Source organism: Halomonas sp. ND22Bw, assembly GCF_003011945.1.
Taxonomy (GTDB): domain Bacteria; phylum Pseudomonadota; class Gammaproteobacteria; order Pseudomonadales; family Halomonadaceae; genus Halomonas; species Halomonas halophila.
Genome location: NZ_PXWD01000010.1, coordinates 1 through 19,511, shown reverse-complemented (window position 1 = coordinate 19,511; position 19,511 = coordinate 1). Strand labels below are relative to the sequence as shown.

Below are 19,511 nucleotides of genomic sequence, written 5' to 3'. Positions count from 1 at the left end.
TGCTGGTATCTTTGCGGCCTTTTTTATTTCTTGCCGATGGCAAGTGTCGATGTGATGGCCGCCGATAGGGAGAAGAGGCGTGGAGACTTTCTGGACAGAAATGCTGTCTTTGCCTACCGCATTCTTCGGAATCCTGCTCGTCGTATCGGTCCTGTATTGGCTGATTTCCTTGCTGGGTGCTTTCGACCTCGATATGGATCTCGACGTCGACCTGGAGGGCATGAGCGGACTGGGCGGCCTGATGGCGACCCTGGGGCTGAGCGGTGTCCCGCTGCCGTTGACGATGACGGTGATGACGCTGGGAGCCTGGCTGAGCAGCTATTTCCTGGGGCTGCTCCTGGGGCATGGTCTGCTGGTGGGGAGCATCGTGGCCGCGGTGAGCATCGTGGCCGGGCTCGTGACCGCAATCGGCATGGCGCGGCTACTCGGGCCCGCTTTTCGGCATCTCTACAGTGCACCGCGGAAGAGAAACCTTCAGGGCGAAACCGCCGTGGTGGTGTCCTTCAGTGCCGGTCGTGGTCGCGGTCGTGCCAAGGTGCGGCGTGATGGTGCGGAGCTGGTCATCAACATCCAGTCCGACTCGGCGCTGGAGCGTCGCGATCAGGTGGTGCTGATACGGCATATCCCGGAACAGCGTGCCTACTGGGTCGTGACCGAACATCAGTTCCTTTCCGGGGACATGGAATGAGTCAGATGATGAGGACAGAGGAGTCCCGATGATGAACATGAGTTGGATTATGCCGGTCGCCATTGCCATCGGCGTGTTGCTGCTTGCCCTGGTTGGCGTCCTGTGCCTGATCAAGGCGTTTTATCGCAAGATCGATCAGGGACAGGCGCTGATCGTCAATGATCTCTCCTCGGTGCCCAAGGTGTATTTCACCGGCGCCATGGTGCTGCCGGTTATTCACCGTGCCGAAACCATGAAGGTTTCGGTCATCACCCTGGAGATGAACCGTACAGGTAACGAAGGGCTGATTTGCAAGGACAATCTGCGAGCCGATATTACCGTGGCCTTTTATCTGCGCGTCAACGAGACGGCAGAGGACGTGCTGCGCGTGGCGAAATCGGTCGGGGTGACGCGGGCGTCCGATCGCGTGGCCGTCAACGAGCTGTTCAATGCCAAGTTCAGCGAAGCCCTGAAAACGGTGGGCAAGCGGCTCGAATTCATGCAGCTTTTCGAAGAGCGCCAGCATTTCCGGGACATGATCGTCGAGACCATCGGTGAGGATCTCAATGGTTACGTGCTCGAGGATGTGGCCATCGACTATCTCGAGCAGACGCCGAAGACCTCGCTGGATCAGCACAATATCCTCGATTCCGAGGGGATCCGTCGCATCACCGAAATCACGGCTCAGCACAACGTCGAGACCAATCGTCTGGAGCGTGATGAGGAGCTGGAGATCCAGCGCAAGAACGTGTCTGCCCGTGAAGCGGCACTGGAGCTGGAGCGTACCCAGGCCGATGCCGAGGCGCGTCAGCAGCGTGAGATCGACACCCTCCGCGCCAGGGAATCTGCCGAGACCGAGCAGGTTCGCGAGGAGGAGCGCTCCAAGGCCGAGGCGGCACGCATCAAGACTGACGAGGCCGTGGCCATTGCCGAGGAAACCAAGCAGCGTCAGGTCGAGATGGCGATCAAGGCCCGAGAGCGTGCGGTACAGATCGAGGACGTGCGCATCGCGCAGGCCCGCGAGATGGAAGACGTCAACCGGCAGCGCAGCGTCGAGGTCGAGCGTATCGGCATGGAAAAATCGCTGGAGGCCGAGCGCAAGGACATCGCGGTCATCACCAGCGAGCGCATTTCCGTCGAGCGCCAGGTGGCCGAGGAAGAAGAGCACATCAACGATGTGAGGAATCGTGCCGAGGCCGAGCGTCTCAAGGTGGCCAGCGTGACCGCGGCCGAGGCGGAGGCCGAGGAAGTCAAGATCAAGGAACTGCGGGCCGCCGAGGCGGCATATGAGCGTGCCAAGCTGGAATCCGAAGAGGTCCTGGTACGTGCGCAGGCCGACTCGGATGCCGCCGAGCGCAAGGCCGAAGCCGACGAGAAGGAAGCGCGTGGCCACCAGGCGCGGGCCGCGGCCGAGGGGCTGGCCGAGGCGCAGGTGCTGGAGGCCAAGGCACGCGCCCATCGTTCCGAAGGCCTGGCGGAAGCCGAGGTCAGGAGCGCCAGCGCCGAGTCCGAGGAAAAAGCCGGCCTGGCCGAGGTGCGGGTGCTGGAGCAGCGGCTCGATGCCGAGGCGGAGGGCGAGCAGAAGATGGGCGTGGCCAAGGCCCAGGCGCGCGAAGCCATGGCACGTGCCGAGGCCAATGGCCTGGTCGAGAAGCTGCGTGCCTACGAGGGCATGTCGCAGGAGGCCCGCGACTTCGAGCAGTTCCGCATGCAGATGGAACTGGCCGAGAAGGACACGCTGGGCCGCATCGAGATGCAGCGCGAAGGCATCCTCGAGAACGGCAAGGTGATGGCCGAGGCGCTGAAAGGAGCCAAGTTCGAAATGGTCGGCGGCGATGGCCAGATCTTCGACACCTTCGCCAAGGGACTGGGCATCGGCAAGAGCGTCCAGGGGGTGATGGACAAGTCTCCGGCCCTGCAAGGCGTACTCTCCCAGCTCGCCACCCGCATGATGGCGACGGACACCGCCGCCCCGTCGGTGGTCGACCAGGCCTCGTGACCCCTCTCTGCCTCCCCCGGCCTGTCGGGCGGGGGAGGCAGACCGTTATTGCCCTCCCGAGTCAGGAATCCGTCGTCCATGTCGCAACATGAATCTACCCTCGAACGTCTGGTCGAGGAGGGCTCCACCTTCTCGGTGCTGACGAAACGTCTGCAACAGCAGGGCCAGAGGCTGCATCAGGCCACCCAGGCCCTCAACGACCAGCGTGAACGCGAGTTCGGCAGTACCACGATGAGCGTGCTGGGCCGGGGCAGGGTCCGCACCGAGCTGAAGTCGGTGGCCCGTGACGTGGTGCGGATCGGTTCGCATCTGCTGTTCGGTTTCCATGTCCAGCTCGGGCTGCGCAATGCCCTGAAAGTCGAGGACGTCTTTCGCCTCTATCGAGTCGATCAGGGAGATGGCGAATCGACCTTCGCGGTGGGCGAGTCCGCCATTGCCGACAGTTTCCTCGATGACCCGCGCTTCCGCACCGACTTCGCCGAGCTGCAGCAGTATTACAGCCATGCGCTGCTGTCACGGTTGACGGTGCTGGAGGGCATGCTGCTGATGGTCTTCCAGATCGGCGAGAAGCTCGATGATCGTCGTGTCTTTCGCTGGGAGCTGACGGCGGAGGGCAATGTCGGGCGCTACGTCGATAACCGGGGGGAGCGCCAGCTCGTCTATCCGGATCGCCATGCGGTGAGCTGGATACGGGCGGGGCGCGAGGATCATGTTCAGGGGCGGGCGCCTCACCTGAATATCGCCGACACCCTGTTCGTCGATAACCTCGGCGGCAGCATCACCTTCAAGATCGAGAACAACACCGACAGCGGCGAAGGCATCTTCGATGATCCGGTGGAGTCGGACTCCCAGTCGCTGGACGACGCCAGCTTCGAGTACGCCGACCTCAATGAGCTGCTGATCGTCAGGGTACTGCCCTATGGCGAGGCCAGGCATCGCTACTATGTCTTCCATCGCGAGACGCTCCGGCTGCAGCGTCTCGATGCGCTGGATGATGGCTTCGTCCTGCTGCCCGACCATCATGGTCTGATCTTCCCCGCCGGCTACTGCCTGATGAACGGCGAGCACAAGCTGTTCGACGTGCCCGACGAGTCGCTGCGGCCATTGCCGGCCCGACGGGCGCCCAACGGGGAGGACATGCTGTTCGCCTTCTATGGCCAAGCCAGCGGCCGGGTGGTGCTCTACCGTTACAGCCTGGTGAAGCGCCAGGCCGATGCCCCGTTGATCGGTCACGGGGCCGCGCTGTTCGATAATGGCTATCTAGCCCTGTTCAGCGCCGATCAGGAGCCGTCGCTGGTGCATCCGCTGCAGATCTGGCGGACGCCGTTCATGTCGGAAACGGTGCATGCTCAGCAGGCCTTCGCCAACGACAGCATGCTGAGCCGTATCGGCAATCCCGAGCTGGTGCGTGCCGTGGCCGAGCTCAACGCCCTGCAGGGCCTGATCGATCGGCTGCATGCCAGCGACGATCACTTCAAGCGCCTGATCCGTCACTGTGACCGGCTGCTGGACCAGTTCTACTGGCTCGCCGAGGTGAGCGACGAGGTCGGTCTGGAGCAAGCGGCCTTTCCCGCCTTGCTCAAGGAGCTGCGCGAAGGCAGTGAAAGGGTGCTCGACGAGTTCGAGAAGGTCCAGCAGATCCAGCGCGACAGCGCCGAGGCGGTGGAAGAATGCCGGCAGCGTCAGTCGGCGCTGTTGCGGGGCTTCACCCCCGATAGTTGGCATCATCCCGAGCCCTTCATGGAGGGCCTGCGGGATCTTCGCCGTCAGCGCGGCGACATCAGGACCCTGGAAGAACGCCGCTACGTGGATCGTGACGCCCTGGCGGAGATGGACGCCGAGGCTGAAGCGGCCGAGCGCCGCCTGATCGATCGCACTCTGGCTTTCCTGTCCACTCCCGAGGCCCTGCAGGGCTATCGGCAGAGTCTGGAAGCGCTGTCCCGGTCGGTGCAGGAGGCGGACTCGCGTCCCGAGCTCGCCAAGGCCGTCGACGGCTATCGCGAGCTCAGCGAGGGGCTGGACCTGATCCAGTCGATGCTGGCGTCTCTGGGCGGCGAGGATGTCGAGCGCGAGATCCAGATCAACGACACCCTGTCGTCGGTCTACTCGACCACCAACCAGCAACGCACCGAGGCGGAGCTGCGCCTCAAGGAGATGGTGGAGCAAGAGGACCAGGCGCGCTTCGTGTCACGGCTTCGGCTGTTCGAACAGGGGCTCTCGAACGGGCTGGCGGCGCTGTCCGAGCCGGAGCAGTGCGATGACCTCATGACGCGCCTGCTCGACCAGCTTCAGGAACTCGAGGGGCAGTTCGGCGAGCAGGAAGGATTCCTCGAGGCGATCCTGGAGCAGCGTGAGGCCGCCCAGGAGGGCGTGGCCGCGCGACGGGCTCAGCTCATGGAGGCGCGCCAGCAGCGTGTGGATTCCCTGACCCAGGCGCTGGACCGCATCCTCGGCGGGCTCGAGCGACGGGGCGAGGGCTTCGACGACGAGTCGGAGCTGCAGGCCTTCTTCGCCGGGGATGCCATGGTGCTCAAGGCGCGCGAGCTGATCGATCGGCTGCGCGAGATGCAGGCTGGGCTGGAGGCGGACGACCGTGATTCCCGGCTGGCCGCCATCCGGGATGCGGCGCTGCGCGGGGTACGCGACAAGGCCGAGATGTTCGAGGACGGCGGTCAGGTGGTCCGGCTGGGGCCGCGCCATCGCTTCACGGTCAATCGCCAGGCGCTGGAACTGACCATGCTGCCCCGCAACGAGCGTCTCTGGTGGCATCTGACCGGCACCCAGTTCCAGGAGCCCGTCGAGTCCGACGAACTCGAGGCGCTGCGCGCATGGTGGGGGCAGACGCTGCCCTCGGAATCGCCGAGCGTCTATCGCGGGGAATACCTGGCCTATCGCTTCCTCATCGAGCACGGAGACGCCGGACTCAACGTGGCCGATACCGAGACCCTGCAGCAGCGGATGACGGACTTCGCGTCGTCCCGCTATCGGGAGGGCTACGAGAAGGGCGTGCACGATCATGATGCGGCACGGATCCTGGGCGCCCTGCAGCCCGTCAGGAAGGCCGCCGGCGGATTGCGTCATGGCCCCTGGGCGCGTGCCCTGGCCGTGGCCTGGTGGCTGGAGCGGGAAAGCTGGTCAGGGGCGGAGGGCGCACTCACGGCCGACGTGCTGCATGCCCAATGCATCAGTGCGGGCATCCTCGCGCGCTCGATGGGCTCCGACCGGCTGAAGGATGATCTGGTCGCCGGGGTTCGGGCCTCGCTGGCGCGGTTTGCCCTGGTCGAGGCCTGGGCGATGGAGGAAGCCGACATCGAGGCGGCGGCCGGCTATCTGGTCGAGCAGCTGGCCGCCGAAGGCGAGGCATTCGAGGCCAGTGGCTATGGCATGCGCATGGCCAGGGCCTTCCAGGAGGCGCTCGGCAGGGATTCGCATCGGCCCGAGTTCGAGCGCCTGCGAACCGCCCTGGCGGCACGTCCGGTGGAGCGCTGGCTGACCATCCAGCGCTGGCTCGAGGCCTGGCATGACAAGGCGGCCGCCAGCCACGAGCGCCATTATCTGCCCGAGGCCATGGCCATCGTGGAGGCCGATGAGCGTATCCGCTGGGAAGAGCGGGACGTTCGACTGTCGGTCGAGGTCGAGGGCCTGCTGGGCGATCATCCCCGCATCGAACAGCGCTACCTGAAGTTACAGCTCGACGATTTCGAGCATCGTCTCCATCGGCATCATCATGAGGTGGTGCCGGGTTGGGAGCGCCTTCAGGCCTTGCGTCACGAGCTGCTCGAGCGCCAGCGTGGCCACTTGAGACTCGAGGAATACCAGCCCAAGCCGCTCACCTCCTTCGTGCGCAACCAGCTGATCACCGAGAGCTATCTGCCGCTCATCGGCGACAACCTGGCCAAGCAGATGGGAACGGTGGGGGATGCCCGACGCAGCGATCTGATGGGCATGCTGATGCTCATCTCGCCGCCCGGCTACGGCAAGACCACGCTGATGGAGTATGTGGCGCATCGTCTCGGGCTGGTGTTCATGAAGATCAACTGCCCGAGCCTTGGGCATGACGTGATCGCGCTGGATCCCGAGCAGGCGCCCCATTCCACCGCCCGGGCCGAGCTGGAGAAGCTCAACCTGGCGCTGGAAATGGGCAACAACGTCATGCTCTACCTCGATGATATCCAGCACACCCATCCCGAGTTCCTGCAGAAGTTCATCTCGCTGTGTGACGGCAGTCGCCGCATCGATGGCGTCTGGCGGGGCCAGTCGCGGACCTACGACCTGCGGGGCAAGCGTTTCGGCGTGGTGATGGCGGGCAATCCCTATACCGAGCAGGGAGAGACCTTCAGGGTGCCCGACATGCTGGCCAACCGCGCCGATATCTACAATCTCGGCGATGTGCTGAGCGGCACCCAAGAGCTGTTCGCCATGTCGTACATCGAGAACAGTCTCGCGGCGCATCCTCTGCTCGCACCGCTGGTCAACCACGGCATGGGCGATGTCTATCTCTTCATGGATCTCGCCCAGGGCAAGGAGGTGGCGAGCAGCGACTTCGAGCATGACTACAGTGCCGCCGAGCGACAGGACATCGTCGAACTCATCACGCGCATGTATCACGTGCGCGATGTCGTGATGCGGATCAATCAGGCCTACATCGAGGCCTGTGCCCAGGACGATGCCTATCGCGAGGAACCGGTCTTCCGGCTCCAGGGCAGCTACCGGAACATGAACAAGCTGGTCGAAGGCCTCTCGCCGGCGATGAGCGAGGCCGAAGTCGAGGCGTTGATCGACGATCACTACCTCGGCGAGGCCCAGCTGCTGACCCAGGGAGCCGAGGAGAACCTACTCAAGCTCAAGGCGTTGCGCGGCAGACTGAGCGACGAGGAGCGAGAGCGCTGGGAAGGCATCTGCGCCGAGTTCCGGCGACGCCTGCGAGCCGGCGGGGATGAGGATACCGGCACCAAGGTGGTGCGGCAGCTGTCGATGATCGTCGAGGCGCTGGAGCGCCCCGCCTCCTTGTAACGCCGTGCCCGATGTCGGGTCGTGCGTGATGCGGGTGGTGCGAGGCGTAGGAAACGTTCAAGGGAAAGGACGCATATCTTGGAATCTCAGCAACTGGATAACCCCTTCGATGAGCTGACGGGGATGCTTGAAGACGGTGACCTGCTTGGCTTGTTGCGACATTGGCGGGATAGGGAGGTCTTCGTGCCGGTGATGGTGCACCCCGATACCGGATGCCGCTTGCCGTACATTCAGCACGATGAGCCGGACACGCCGTTTGCGATAGCCGCATGCGATCGGGCCAGCGTCGAGCGAATGCTCGAATCGGGAGGCGCGACACACGAGTTCGAGGTCCATGCCTTCTCGCTGTTCAAGCTGTGTCGGGATTGTCTCTACAACGGCGTGACTCATATCGGTCTGATCGGCTCGGAGTTCATGCTCGATCAAACTGCGCTGTCGTTCTTTGCGCATTCCGCGCTGGTCGAGACGCCGGACGAGGGGGCCATGCGGGTGCGCTGCTCGTTGGTCACGGACAAACCGGTCCGGACGCCGCTGGAAAAGCATGCCAAGCGACTGGCACAAGTCTGGGAACGGTTTTCCGTGGGGCCCGATGGCATCAGCGGTGACCTCGACGGTCTGTGGGTCGTCCACGATGCCGGTGCCGCCGTGCTGCACAAGCCCGAAGGCGGCGAAGAGGTGCTTCGCGACCAGCTGGCGCCTTGCGATGCCGCTCTGTTCGATCAGTGGGATGAGGCCATACCGGACTACGTCGCCTTGGCGCAGGACGCGTCGGTTCCCGAGGAGGCGGCGACGTCCTCCGCCTCCGCATCGAGCGATGTGGACCACGATACGCGGGTCCTCGTGTTACTGGCGCGATGGGGTGTGATCCTGCTGGGCATCGGATTGATCGCCTGGGCGGTGTCCTGAATCGACACGATGCTGGCCGGCACCGACGCCTCGCGGGCGCGGGCTTGACCCATATCAACCCTCCGGCGTTTCCTCCGGCGGCCGACTTGAAAGCCGGCCATCCTGACGCCACTTAAGATGTCAAGACTCATGACATTGGGACAGGCGGCGCGTCCGAATCGCGCCGCTACCCCGACGGAGGAAACGCTATGCGAATCGACAAGTTCACCGCCAAGCTGCAGAACGCCGTGGCCGATGCCCAGTCGCTGGCCGTGGGCCACGGTCATAACCAGCTCGAGCCCGGCCACCTGCTGCTGGCGCTGCTCGATGCCAGCGATACTGGCGTCAAGGCGCTGGTGCAGAAGGCCGGCGGCGACGCCGCCAGGCTGCGCGACGGCCTGGTCGGCCATCTCGACGACCTGCCCAAGGTCGGCGATTTCGACGGTGAGGTGCAGCCGTCCCGCGACTTGATGAAGCTGTTCAACCTCACCGACCGCGAGGCCCAGAAGCGCGGCGACCAGTACATCGCCAGCGAGCTGGTGCTGCTGGCCGCGCTGGAGATGCGCCATGCGGTGAGCAAGCTGCTCGGCCAGGCGGGTGTGAGCCGCAAGGCGCTGGAGACCGCCATCGACAGCGTGCGCGGCGGCGAGAAGGTCAGTGATCCCAACGCCGAGGAGAGCCGCGAGGCGCTGGAGAAGTACACCCTGGACCTCACCGAGCGGGCGTCCAGCGGCAAGCTCGACCCGGTGATCGGCCGCGACGACGAGATCCGCCGCACCGTGCAGGTGCTGCAGCGCCGGACCAAGAACAACCCGGTGCTGATCGGCGAGCCCGGCGTCGGCAAGACCGCCATCGTCGAGGGCCTGGCCCAGCGCATCGTCGACGGCGAGGTGCCCGAGGGCCTCAAGGACAAGCGCGTGCTGTCGCTGGACATGGGCGCGCTGCTGGCCGGGGCCAAGTTCCGCGGCGAGTTCGAGGAGCGTCTCAAGGCGGTGCTCAAGGAGCTGGCCCAGGAGGAGGGCCGGATCATCCTGTTCATCGACGAGCTGCACACCATGGTCGGTGCCGGCAAGGCCGAGGGCGCCATGGACGCCGGCAACATGCTCAAGCCGGCGCTGGCGCGCGGCGAGCTGCACTGCGTGGGCGCCACCACCCTCGACGAGTACCGTCAGCACATCGAGAAGGACGCCGCCCTGGAGCGCCGCTTCCAGAAGGTGCTGGTCGACGAGCCGAGCGAGGAAGACACCGTGGCCATCCTGCGCGGCCTCAAGGAGCGCTACGAGGTGCACCACGGCGTCGATATCACCGACGGCGCCATCATCGCCGCGGCCAAGCTGTCGACCCGCTACATCACCGACCGCCAGCTTCCGGACAAGGCCATCGACCTGATCGATGAGGCCTGCTCGCGGATCCGCATGGAGCTCGACTCCAAGCCCGAGGAGATGGACCGCCTCGACCGCCGGCTGATCCAGCTCAAGATGGAGCGTGAACACCTCAAGAAGGAGACCGACGAGGCCTCCAGGAAGCGCCTCGACAGCCTCGAGGAGCAGATCGAGGAGCTCGAGCGCGAGTACGCCGATCTCGACGAGATCTGGAAGGCCGAGAAGGCCAGCATCCAGGGCGCGGCCCAGTTCAAGGACGAGCTCGACCGGGCCCGCATCGACCTCGAGCAGGCGCGCCGTCAGGGCGACCTGGGGCGGATGTCCGAGCTGCAGTACGGGGTGATTCCCGAGCTCGAGCAGAAGATCGCCGAGTCCAGTGACGCCGAGGCCGATACCGCCAAGCACCAGCTGCTGCGCTCCAACGTCACCGAGGAGGAGATCGCCGAGGTGGTGTCGCGCTGGACCGGCATTCCGGTGTCCAAGATGCTCGAGGGCGAGCGCGACAAGCTGCTGCGCATGGAGGAGGCGCTGCACGAGCGGGTCATCGGCCAGGACGAGGCGGTGACTGCGGTGGCCAACGCCGTGCGCCGCTCCCGGGCCGGGCTCGCCGACCCGAACCGCCCCAACGGCTCCTTCCTGTTCCTCGGCCCGACCGGGGTGGGCAAGACCGAGCTGTGCAAGTCGCTGGCCGGTTTCCTGTTCGACACCGAGGAAGCCATGGTGCGCATCGACATGTCCGAGTTCATGGAGAAGCACTCCGTGGCCCGGCTGATCGGCGCGCCCCCCGGCTACGTCGGCTACGAGGAGGGCGGCTACCTGACCGAGGCGGTGCGCCGCAAGCCCTACTCGGTGCTGCTGCTCGACGAGGTCGAGAAGGCCCACGCCGACGTCTTCAACATCCTGCTGCAGGTGCTCGAGGACGGTCGCCTGACCGACGGCCAGGGCCGCACGGTGGACTTCCGCAACACCGTGATCGTGATGACCTCCAACCTCGGCTCCGAGATCATCCAGGGCATGGGCGGCGACGACAGCGGCTACGCGCAGATGAAGTCCGCGGTGATGGACGTGGTCGGCACCCACTTCCGCCCCGAGCTGATCAACCGCATCGACGAGGTGGTGGTGTTCCACGCCCTGCGTCAGGAGCAGATCCAGGCCATCGCCGCCATCCAGCTCGAGCGCCTGCGCGGGCGGCTGGCCGAGCACGACCTGTCGCTCGAGGTCTCCGACGCGGCCATGGCGCAGCTGGCCGAGGTCGGCTTCGATCCGGTGTTCGGCGCGCGGCCGCTGAAGCGGGCGATCCAGAACCGCCTCGAGAATCCGCTGGCCCAGGACCTGCTGGCCGGGGCGTTCTCGCCGGGCGATGTCATTCGCGTCGAGGCCGAGGGCGACCGCCTGGTGTTCCAGAGCTGAGGCGTTACACGCCCTGAAACGAGACCGCCCGCGCCGAAAGGCGCGGGCGGTTTTCTTTTGCCGGGCCGCCTGCTCGACGGCGGGGAGGCTGCGTCGTCTCAGGCGCGCTGGGCGGCGGCGCTCGAGGCCTCGCGCTTGCCCTGCGGTTCGCGCACCAGGCGCTTCTGCAGCTCCTCGAGGGAGACGCCCTTGGTCTCCGGCATCAGGAACATCACGAACACCAGCTGCAGCGCCATCATCACGGCGAAGAAGGCGAACACCGGGCCGCCGCTGAAGGTGCCGAGCACCCACGGCATCAGCAGCGCGATCAGCGCCGCGCACACCCAGTGCACCGAGCTGCCGAACGACTGGCCGCGGGCGCGCACGTGGTTGGGGAACACCTCGGAGATGAACACCCAGATGATCGCCCCCTGGCTCATGGCGTGGGCGGCGATGAACAGGCCCAGCAGCAGCGGCACGTCCAGCCCGCCGAGCTCGCCGCTGAAGAAGGCGCGCGAGATCAGCACCAGCGAGACCAGATAGCCGGCCGAGCCGATGTAGAGCAGGGTACGCCGACCCAGGCGATCGATCAGCGCCATGCCGAGCATGGTGAACACCAGGTTGACCAGACCGATGCCGGCGGTGGATAGCAGGGCGGTGTTGGCGCCGAGCTCGGCGGCCTCGAGCACCCGCGGGGCATAGTAGATGATGAAGTTGATGCCCGAGAGCTGGTTGAAGAAGGCGATCAGGAAGGCCAGCAGGATCGGCAGCCGGTAGCGGCCGGAGAAGAAGCCGGCGTGGGCGCGCTCCTCGCTGTCCTCGGCGGCCTGGATCTCGGCGATCTGGGCGTCGACGTCGGCGGCGGGGTCGAGGCGCAGCAGCACCTCGCGGGCGCCCTGGGTGTCGCCGCGATGCAGGATCAGCCAGCGCGGGCTGCGCGGCACCCGGCTGATCAGCAGGGTGTAGAGCAGCGCCGGCACGATCTCGATGCCGAGCATCCAGCGCCAGGCGTTGGTCTCGAACAGCCCACCCACCACGTAGTTGGAGATGAAGGCCATCAGGATGCCGAACACCACGTTGAACTGGTACAGCGCGACCAGGGTGCCGCGGTGCTTGGCCGGGGCGATCTCGGAGATGTAGGTCGGGGCGGCCACCGAGGAGATGCCGACGCCGATGCCGCCCAGCAGGCGGAACAGCGAGAACCAGTAGGGATCGGTGGCCAGCGCCGAGCCGATCGCGGACACCAGGTAGAGCATGCCGATCAGCAGCAGGGTGGCGCGGCGGCCCAGGCGGTCGGTCGGCCAGTTGCCGCCGATGGCGCCGATCACGGTGCCCCACAGGGCCATGGACATGATCAGCAGGCCGTGCTGGAGGTCGCTGAGCCCCCAGAGCGTCTGGATGGGCTGGTCGGCGCCCGAGATGACCGCGGTGTCGAAGCCGAACAGGAAGCCGGCCAGGGCCACGGTGATGGACCACTGCACGATGCGTGACATGGGCGTCTCCTCGGTGAGGCGGTGTTCTGAATGTGGGTGAATCGATTCATCTTGCGGGCGTCGCCTCGCCGGCGTGACGAGGAAACGGAAGGGCGCTCGAGAAAGGTGAATCGTGTCAGCTGGCGTCATTAAAGCAGCAACGCCAGACGGTCGCGAGTCGGTCATTTTAGACTTTCGTCTTAAACGATGGCGAGAGTGGGGCGCGGAAACGCCGAAATGCGCCGATCGGCGCCTGCCGGTGCGGGCGGCGGTTGACACTTTTCGGACGCTATTGGAATCTTGACCCTTCCTGATTATCGGGCGCGGACTCCAGCGGGCGACCCCCGATTTCCGTGCGAAGGGTAGGCCGCCTGGCCTCTACCCGCCGAAGGACTTCCGGGTCCGGGCTAACCGCCCGGCCTGGCCAACGCCCCGACGCGGTGATCCGCCGTGATTAGAGTGCTGGCCCTAACCGGGCCTCAATACGCCAGGGTTTGGCATCAGGTGCCGGCGAGACCGGCAGCGGCATACCGCCGCACTCGACCCCGTGCCCGACGAGGGCGCGGATCGCACTCGAGACCTCCAGGGGAGAAACATCAGTGGAACTGCTTTCCGGCGCGGACATGATCGCCCGCTTCCTGCAAGACGAGGGCGTCGAATACATCTACGGCTATCCCGGCGGCGCTGCGCTACACATCTATGACGCCCTGTTCCGCCAGGACAAGGTCAAGCACATCCTGGTGCGCCACGAACAGGCCGCGACCCACGCCGCCGACGGCTATGCCCGGGCCTCCGGCAAGCCGGGCGTGGTGCTGGTCACCTCCGGTCCCGGCGCCACCAACGCGGTGACCGGCATCGCCACCGCCTACATGGACTCGATTCCCATGGTGGTGCTGTGCGGCCAGGTGATGAGCCACCTGATCGGCGACGACGCCTTCCAGGAAACCGACATCGTCGGCGTGACCCGGCCGATCGTGAAGCACAGCTTCTCGGTCAAGCACCCGAGCGAGATTCCGGAAGTCCTCAAGAAGGCCTTCTATCTGGCGTCCACCGGGCGGCCCGGCCCGGTGGTGGTGGACATTCCCAAGGACATGACCGCCCCCACCGAGCGCTACGAGTACGTCTATCCGAAGAAGGTCAAGCTGCGCTCCTACAACCCGGTGACGCGGGGCCATACCGGCCAGATCAAGAAGGCCGTGGAGCTGATGCTCAAGGCGCGCCGGCCGGTCTTCTACACCGGCGGCGGGGTGGTGACCGGCGAGGCCAGCGAGGGGCTGACCGATCTGGTCAAGCGACTCGGCTTCCCGATCACCACCACCCTGATGGGCATCGGCGCCTTCCCGCAGAGCGACGACCAGTGCCTCGGCTGGCTGGGCATGCACGGCTCCTACGAGTCCAACATGGCCATGCACCACGCCGACCTGATCATCGCCATCGGGGCGCGCTTCGACGACCGGGTGACCAACAACACCTCCAAGTTCTGCCCCACGGCCAAGATCGTCCACGTCGACATCGATCCGAGCTCGATCTCCAAGACGGTGCGTGCCGACGTGCCGATCGTGGGACCGGCCGGCAGCGTGATCAACGAGATGATCAGCCTGCTGCAGGGCCGCGAGATCGCCAGCCCCGAGGCGCTCACCGAGTGGTGGCAGACCATCGATGGCTGGCGCGAGGAGCGCCGCGGCAAGCTCTACGAGCCGTCCGCCGAGGGCGAGGTGCTCAAGCCCCAGGAAGTCATCGAGGCGGTGTGCCGCGCGACCCGCGGCCAGGCCTACGTGACCACCGACGTGGGGCAGCACCAGATGTTCGCCGCCCAGTACTACAAGTTCGACAAGCCCAACCGCTTCGTCACCTCCGGCGGGCTCGGCACCATGGGCTTCGGCTTCCCGGCGGCCATGGGCATCAAGCAGAACTTCCCCGACGAGCAGGTGGTCTGCTTCACCGGTGAGGGCAGCTTCCAGATGATGATGCAGGAGCTCTCTACCTGTAAGCAGTTCGGTGGCGGGGTGAAGATCATCAACCTCAACAATGCCTCGCTCGGCATGGTGCGCCAGTGGCAGGACCTGAACTACAAGTCCCGCCATGCGCATTCCTACATGGAGTCGCTGCCCGATTTCCAGAAACTGATCGAGTCCTATGGCTTCACCGCCCTGAAGGTGCAGACGAAAGAGGAACTCGAGTCGGCGTTGGAGAAGACCTTCGCCGACAACGACGAGCTGGTGTTCCTCGACGTCGCCGTGGACCCCCACGAGCACGTCTATCCGATGCAGGTGCCTCTGGGCTCCATGCGTGACATGCTGCTTTCCAAGACGGAGCGGACCTGATGCGCCATATCATCTCGATTCTGATGGAAAACGAACCGGGCGCCCTGTCTCGCGTGGTGGGGCTGTTTTCCCAGCGCAACTTCAACATCGAAACCCTCAACGTGGCCCCCACCGACGACGAGACGCTGTCGCGTCTGACCGTGACCACCATCGGCGACGATCGAGTGATCGAGCAGATCACCAAGCATCTCAACAAGCTGGTGGACGTGGTCAAGCTGGTGGACCTGACCGAGGGCAGCCACATCGAGCGCGAGCTGATGCTGGTCAAGGTGAAGGCGCTGGGCGCGGCGCGGGACGAGGTGAAGCGCACCGTGGACATCTTCCGCGCGCAGATCGTCGACGTGACGCCGAGCCAGTACACCGTCCAGATCACCGGCGACGCCAGCAAGCTGGACGCCTTCCTCGAGGCGATGTCCCCGGTGGGGCTGCTCGAGGTGGCGCGCACCGGGGTGTCGGGGATTGCCCGCGGCGACAAGGTCCTGTCGCTGTAATTTACGACTGCGCTCGATATCTCGGCCGCCGGCGGTGTCGAAACGTCGAACCGTCGCAATCCTCATTGAGCAGCCAGTCAACTCCGGTTGCTGCGCTCCGGCGGCGCCCGACCTATCTTCGCTTGTAACGTAAATTGGGTTTCGCGTAATACGCCCAGTAAGCCGCCCTCCGGGGCGGCTTTCTCGTGTCTGGAAGGTGAGCGTCAGCCGTGTTCCTCGACCTCGGCCCACAGGGCGTGGATCAGCGGGCTCTTCAGCCGGCGGTTGAGTACGCACAGTCCGACGTCGTAGTGGGGCAGCTCCGGCTTCACCGGCAGCACCCGGACTCGCTCGGCCAGCGGGCTCGCCTCCAGCACGATGCCCGGCACCACGCCGACGCCGAAGCCCAGGCTGACCATGCTGACGATGGCCTCGTGGCCCGAGACCTGGGCGTAGATGCGCGGCTTGAGGCCCAGCGCCCGGAACCAGGTGTCGCTGACCTCCCGCGACAGCCCCGATTCCGAGAGGATCATCGGCACGTCCCGCCACTGCTCAGGGCGGGACGCCTCCGGTGAGGCCGGGATCCATGTCTGAGGCTCCCTCGGGGCGATGAACACCAGCGGCGAGCGGGTCAGCGACTTGAAGGCCAGGGCCTCGGGCAGTCGGCGCGGCCTCAGGGTGATCGCCATGTCCTCGTTGCCGGCCAGGACCCGTGGCATCGACTGGGCGGGGTCGCCGGTGTGCAACTTGAGCTCGATGCCCGGGTGGCGGGTGCGGAACTCGCTGAGCAGGTCGTAGAGGAAGCTGTAGCTGGCGGTTACCGAGCAGTAGATGCTGATTTCCCCCGTCAGCGCCTGGGCCTCGCTCATCATCGACTGGCGCAGCCGTTCCCACTCCTCCAGGGCGTCCCGGGCATAGTCGTGGAACTGATGGCCCTGGCGGGTCAGCGTCACGTGACGGTTGTCGCGCTCGAAGAGGCGCACGCCGAGGCTTTCCTCCAGCTGGCGGATCGACCGCGAGAGGGTGGAGGGACTGACGTGGCAGGCCTCGCTGGCACGGCCGAAGTGCAGGGTGTCGGCCAGGGCGAGGAAGTGCTTCAGGGGGCGCATGTCCATGGGCTGAGTATTTCACATTTCGGGATATGACATTGCAAATATAGCGTTTTACGCAATGAAGTGCCTGGCGTAGAGTCGATGCATCGACCGGGCACGCAGACCCGGGGCCTGACGCCCAGCGCCGCGACAAGACGGCGCGGGTGGCCATCAACGCTGACACCTCTTTCTCATACTCGTTTTCAGGAGCCTCACATGCGCGTTTATTACGACAAGGACTGCGATCTCTCCCTCATCCAGGGCAAGCAGGTGGCCATCGTGGGTTACGGCTCCCAGGGGCACGCTCACGCCAACAACCTGAAGGAGTCCGGTGTCGACGTCGTCGTCGCGCTGCGTGAAGGTTCCTCCTCCGCCGCCAAGGCCGAGGCCGCCGGTCTCAAGGTCGCTTCCGTCGAAGAGGCCTCCAGGGCCGCCGACGTGGTGATGGTGCTGGCGCCGGACGAGAACCAGAAGGCCATCTACGAGCAGCAGATCGAGCCTAACCTGAAGCAGGGCGCGACCCTGGCCTTCGCTCACGGCTTCAACATCCACTACAACCAGATTGTGCCGCGCGCCGACCTCGACGTGATCATGATCGCGCCGAAGGCCCCGGGCCACACCGTGCGCTCCGAGTTCGTCAAGGGCGGCGGTATCCCCGACCTGATCGCCATCCATCAGGACGCCACCGGCAGCGCCAAGGAACTCGCGCTGTCCTACGCGGCGGGCGTCGGCGGCGGCCGTACCGGCATCATCGAGACCACCTTCCGCGACGAGACCGAGACCGACCTGTTCGGCGAGCAGGCGGTGCTGTGCGGCGGTGCGGTCGAGCTGGTCAAGGCCGGCTTCGAGACCCTGACCGAGGCAGGCTATGCCCCGGAAATGGCCTACTTCGAGTGCCTGCATGAGCTCAAGCTGATCGTCGACCTGATGTACGAGGGCGGTATCGCCAACATGAACTACTCCATCTCCAACAACGCGGAGTATGGCGAGTACGTCACCGGCGGCGAGGTCATCAACGACCAGTCCCGCGAAGCCATGCGCAACGCCCTCAAGCGCATCCAGACCGGCGAGTATGCCAAGATGTTCATCAACGAGGGTGAGACCAACTACCCGTCGATGACCGCGCGTCGCCGTCTGAACGCCGAGCATCCGATCGAGCAGGTCGGCGAGAAGCTGCGCGGCATGATGCCGTGGATCGCCGCCAACCAGCTGGTCGACAAGTCCAAGAACTGATCGGACGCCATCGATAGCAGCCGAAGCGAGGGCGCGGGAAACCGCGCCCTCGTTTGCGTTCATGGGCAATGAGTCCTGCCGGGCTCTATGTGTAGAATGGAGCCAACCCCAGTCGCAACGGATGACACCATGAGTCAGGACCCCAGCAATCGCGAGTCGCAGACCCCGCCACACGATGACGATGATCTGGCCAAGACCTTCCTGCGTGAGTCGGAGGTGGTCGAGGAGGCGCTGGAGGATGGCAAGAAGGTCCGTCGCAAGGGGATCTACCTGTTGCCCAACCTGTTCACGACCTCCGCGCTGTTTTCCGGTTTCTTCTCCGTGGTCGCTGCCATCAACGGCGACTTCACCTCGGCCTCCATCGCCATCTTCATCGCCATGGTGCTTGACGGCCTGGACGGGCGGGTGGCGCGCCTGACCAATACCCAGAGCGCCTTCGGCGCCGAGTTCGACTCGCTCTCCGATATGCTGTCCTTCGGCGTGGCGCCCGGGCTCGTGGCTTTCACCTGGATCCTGCAGGACGTGGGCAAGACCGGTTGGGTGGTGGCCTTCCTCTATGTGGCCTGTGCCGCCCTGCGCCTGGCACGCTTCAACGTGCAGATCGGCAGCGTCGACAAGCGCTGGTTCATCGGCCTGCCGAGCCCCTCCGCCGCGGCAGTGGTCGCCGCCAGCGTCTGGACCTTCCACAGCTTCGATGCCGATGCCTTCGGCTTCAAGCTGCTGATGCTGTTCCTGGTCGGTGCCGCCGGCGTGCTGATGGTCAGTAACGTTCGCTATTACAGCTTCAAGGACGTCGACCTCAAGGGGCCGGTGCCCTTCGTGGTGCTGCTGGCGATCGTGCTCGGTTTCGTGGTCATCTCCATCGAGCCGTCGGTGATGCTGCTGCTGCTGTTCGGCGCCTATGTCGCTTCCGGCCCGGTATGTGCTCTGCTGCGCAAGATGAAGAGCGGCGCCAAGGGCTGAATCGCGTTATCCTTGCCGGCCATGACGCCCGCCTCGTGCGGGCGTTGTTGTCTCTGGGCGCCGGGCCTGAATTATCCACAGGCGGTTGAGCGGGCAGGCGGGTGTGGATAGCTTTTCGTGGGTACAGGTGCAGGTGAGTGTCACGCCCTGTTCATCCCCTCGTCACGATTCGGTAAATAGTCCTTGCGTTGCCCCGGGAGAATCCGTAAAGTACGCATCCGCTGCCGGCGACGGGCAACGTTGCAGGCGGTGATGAGTGGCAGAAGCGCTTGTTTTTCTTGAGGTTTTTCGGCGATTGTCGAAATCGCTCGATTGACAGGGTCAGCGGAATCGGTAGAATGCCCGCCACTCGCTACGGTAGCCCGCTGAGGGCTCGATCGGATGTCGCTTCACTCGCTGAAGACGACCGCTCGGTCATCCGCTTCGCTCTTCCGAGAGCTCGAAGATCACCGGTTGACACGACGCGCCGATCACGTAGAATACGCCTTCCTTGCCAGGCACTGGCCAAGCGGCCGGTAACGCAAGATGCTCCGCTCTTTATAGAGTCGGGAGCTGCTCTTTAACAATCGATCAGATAATTCATGTGGGCGCTTGTCGGGATGTCGGTGACCAGTCACTAGATA

General features: G+C 65.1%; 11 protein-coding genes. 9 read left to right on the top strand and 2 right to left on the bottom strand.

All coding sequences use genetic code 11. From position 1 onward, the window contains the following. Positions 1–79: 79 nt before the first annotated feature. The 5 genes from CVH10_RS12875 to clpB all read left to right on the top strand — a co-directional run bounded on the left by CVH10_RS12875 (position 80) and on the right by clpB (position 11,356). Positions 80–688 (top strand): hypothetical protein, encoded by a 609-nt coding sequence (locus CVH10_RS12875; RefSeq protein ID WP_106488899.1) that lies wholly within the window; start codon positions 80–82, stop codon positions 686–688. A gap of 37 nt (positions 689–725) precedes the next feature. Next, positions 726–2,666 (top strand): hypothetical protein, encoded by a 1,941-nt coding sequence (locus tag CVH10_RS12870; RefSeq protein WP_369335800.1) that lies wholly within the window; start codon positions 726–728, stop codon positions 2,664–2,666. A gap of 78 nt (positions 2,667–2,744) precedes the next feature. Next, positions 2,745–7,679, top strand: coding sequence for a DNA repair ATPase (locus tag CVH10_RS12865; RefSeq protein ID WP_106488898.1), 4,935 nt, complete (start codon positions 2,745–2,747; stop codon positions 7,677–7,679). Between the two features lie 78 nt (positions 7,680–7,757). Next, positions 7,758–8,585 (top strand): hypothetical protein, encoded by an 828-nt coding sequence (locus CVH10_RS12860; RefSeq protein WP_106488897.1) that lies wholly within the window; start codon positions 7,758–7,760, stop codon positions 8,583–8,585. A gap of 188 nt (positions 8,586–8,773) precedes the next feature. Further along, a complete protein-coding gene (gene clpB, locus CVH10_RS12855; protein WP_106488896.1) occupies positions 8,774–11,356 on the top strand; it encodes an ATP-dependent chaperone ClpB in 2,583 nt (860 codons plus the stop codon). 98 nt (positions 11,357–11,454) lie between these two features. Here the strand turns inward: clpB and CVH10_RS12850 are convergent, their stop codons facing one another. After that, entirely contained in the window at positions 11,455–12,957 is a 1,503-nt protein-coding gene (locus tag CVH10_RS12850) for a sugar porter family MFS transporter (protein WP_369335799.1), read from the bottom strand. A gap of 449 nt (positions 12,958–13,406) precedes the next feature. Here CVH10_RS12850 and CVH10_RS12845 point away from each other — a divergent pair, with 449 nt between their 5' ends. Together CVH10_RS12845 and ilvN are read left to right on the top strand one after the other, a co-directional pair. Next, complete coding sequence (locus CVH10_RS12845; RefSeq protein WP_035592843.1) at positions 13,407–15,131, top strand: acetolactate synthase 3 large subunit; 1,725 nt, start codon at positions 13,407–13,409, stop codon at positions 15,129–15,131. Then, complete coding sequence (ilvN, locus tag CVH10_RS12840) at positions 15,131–15,622, top strand: acetolactate synthase small subunit (protein ID WP_035592844.1); 492 nt, start codon at positions 15,131–15,133, stop codon at positions 15,620–15,622. Before CVH10_RS12845 ends, ilvN begins: the two co-directional genes overlap by 1 nt. A 203-nt stretch (positions 15,623–15,825) precedes the next feature. On the opposite strand, the gene ilvY is transcribed toward ilvN, so the two are convergent. Continuing rightward, positions 15,826–16,716 (bottom strand): HTH-type transcriptional activator IlvY, encoded by an 891-nt coding sequence (ilvY, locus tag CVH10_RS12835; RefSeq protein WP_106488895.1) that lies wholly within the window; start codon positions 16,714–16,716, stop codon positions 15,826–15,828. Positions 16,717–16,908: 192 nt separating this feature from the next. On the opposite strand from ilvY, the gene ilvC reads away from it, so the two are divergent. Together ilvC and pssA are read left to right on the top strand one after the other, a co-directional pair. After that, a complete protein-coding gene (gene ilvC, locus CVH10_RS12830) occupies positions 16,909–17,925 on the top strand; it encodes a ketol-acid reductoisomerase (RefSeq protein ID WP_035592846.1) in 1,017 nt (338 codons plus the stop codon). Positions 17,926–18,054: 129 nt separating this feature from the next. Next, positions 18,055–18,888, top strand: coding sequence for a CDP-diacylglycerol--serine O-phosphatidyltransferase (pssA, locus tag CVH10_RS12825; protein ID WP_106488894.1), 834 nt, complete (start codon positions 18,055–18,057; stop codon positions 18,886–18,888). Positions 18,889–19,511 lie beyond the last annotated feature (623 nt).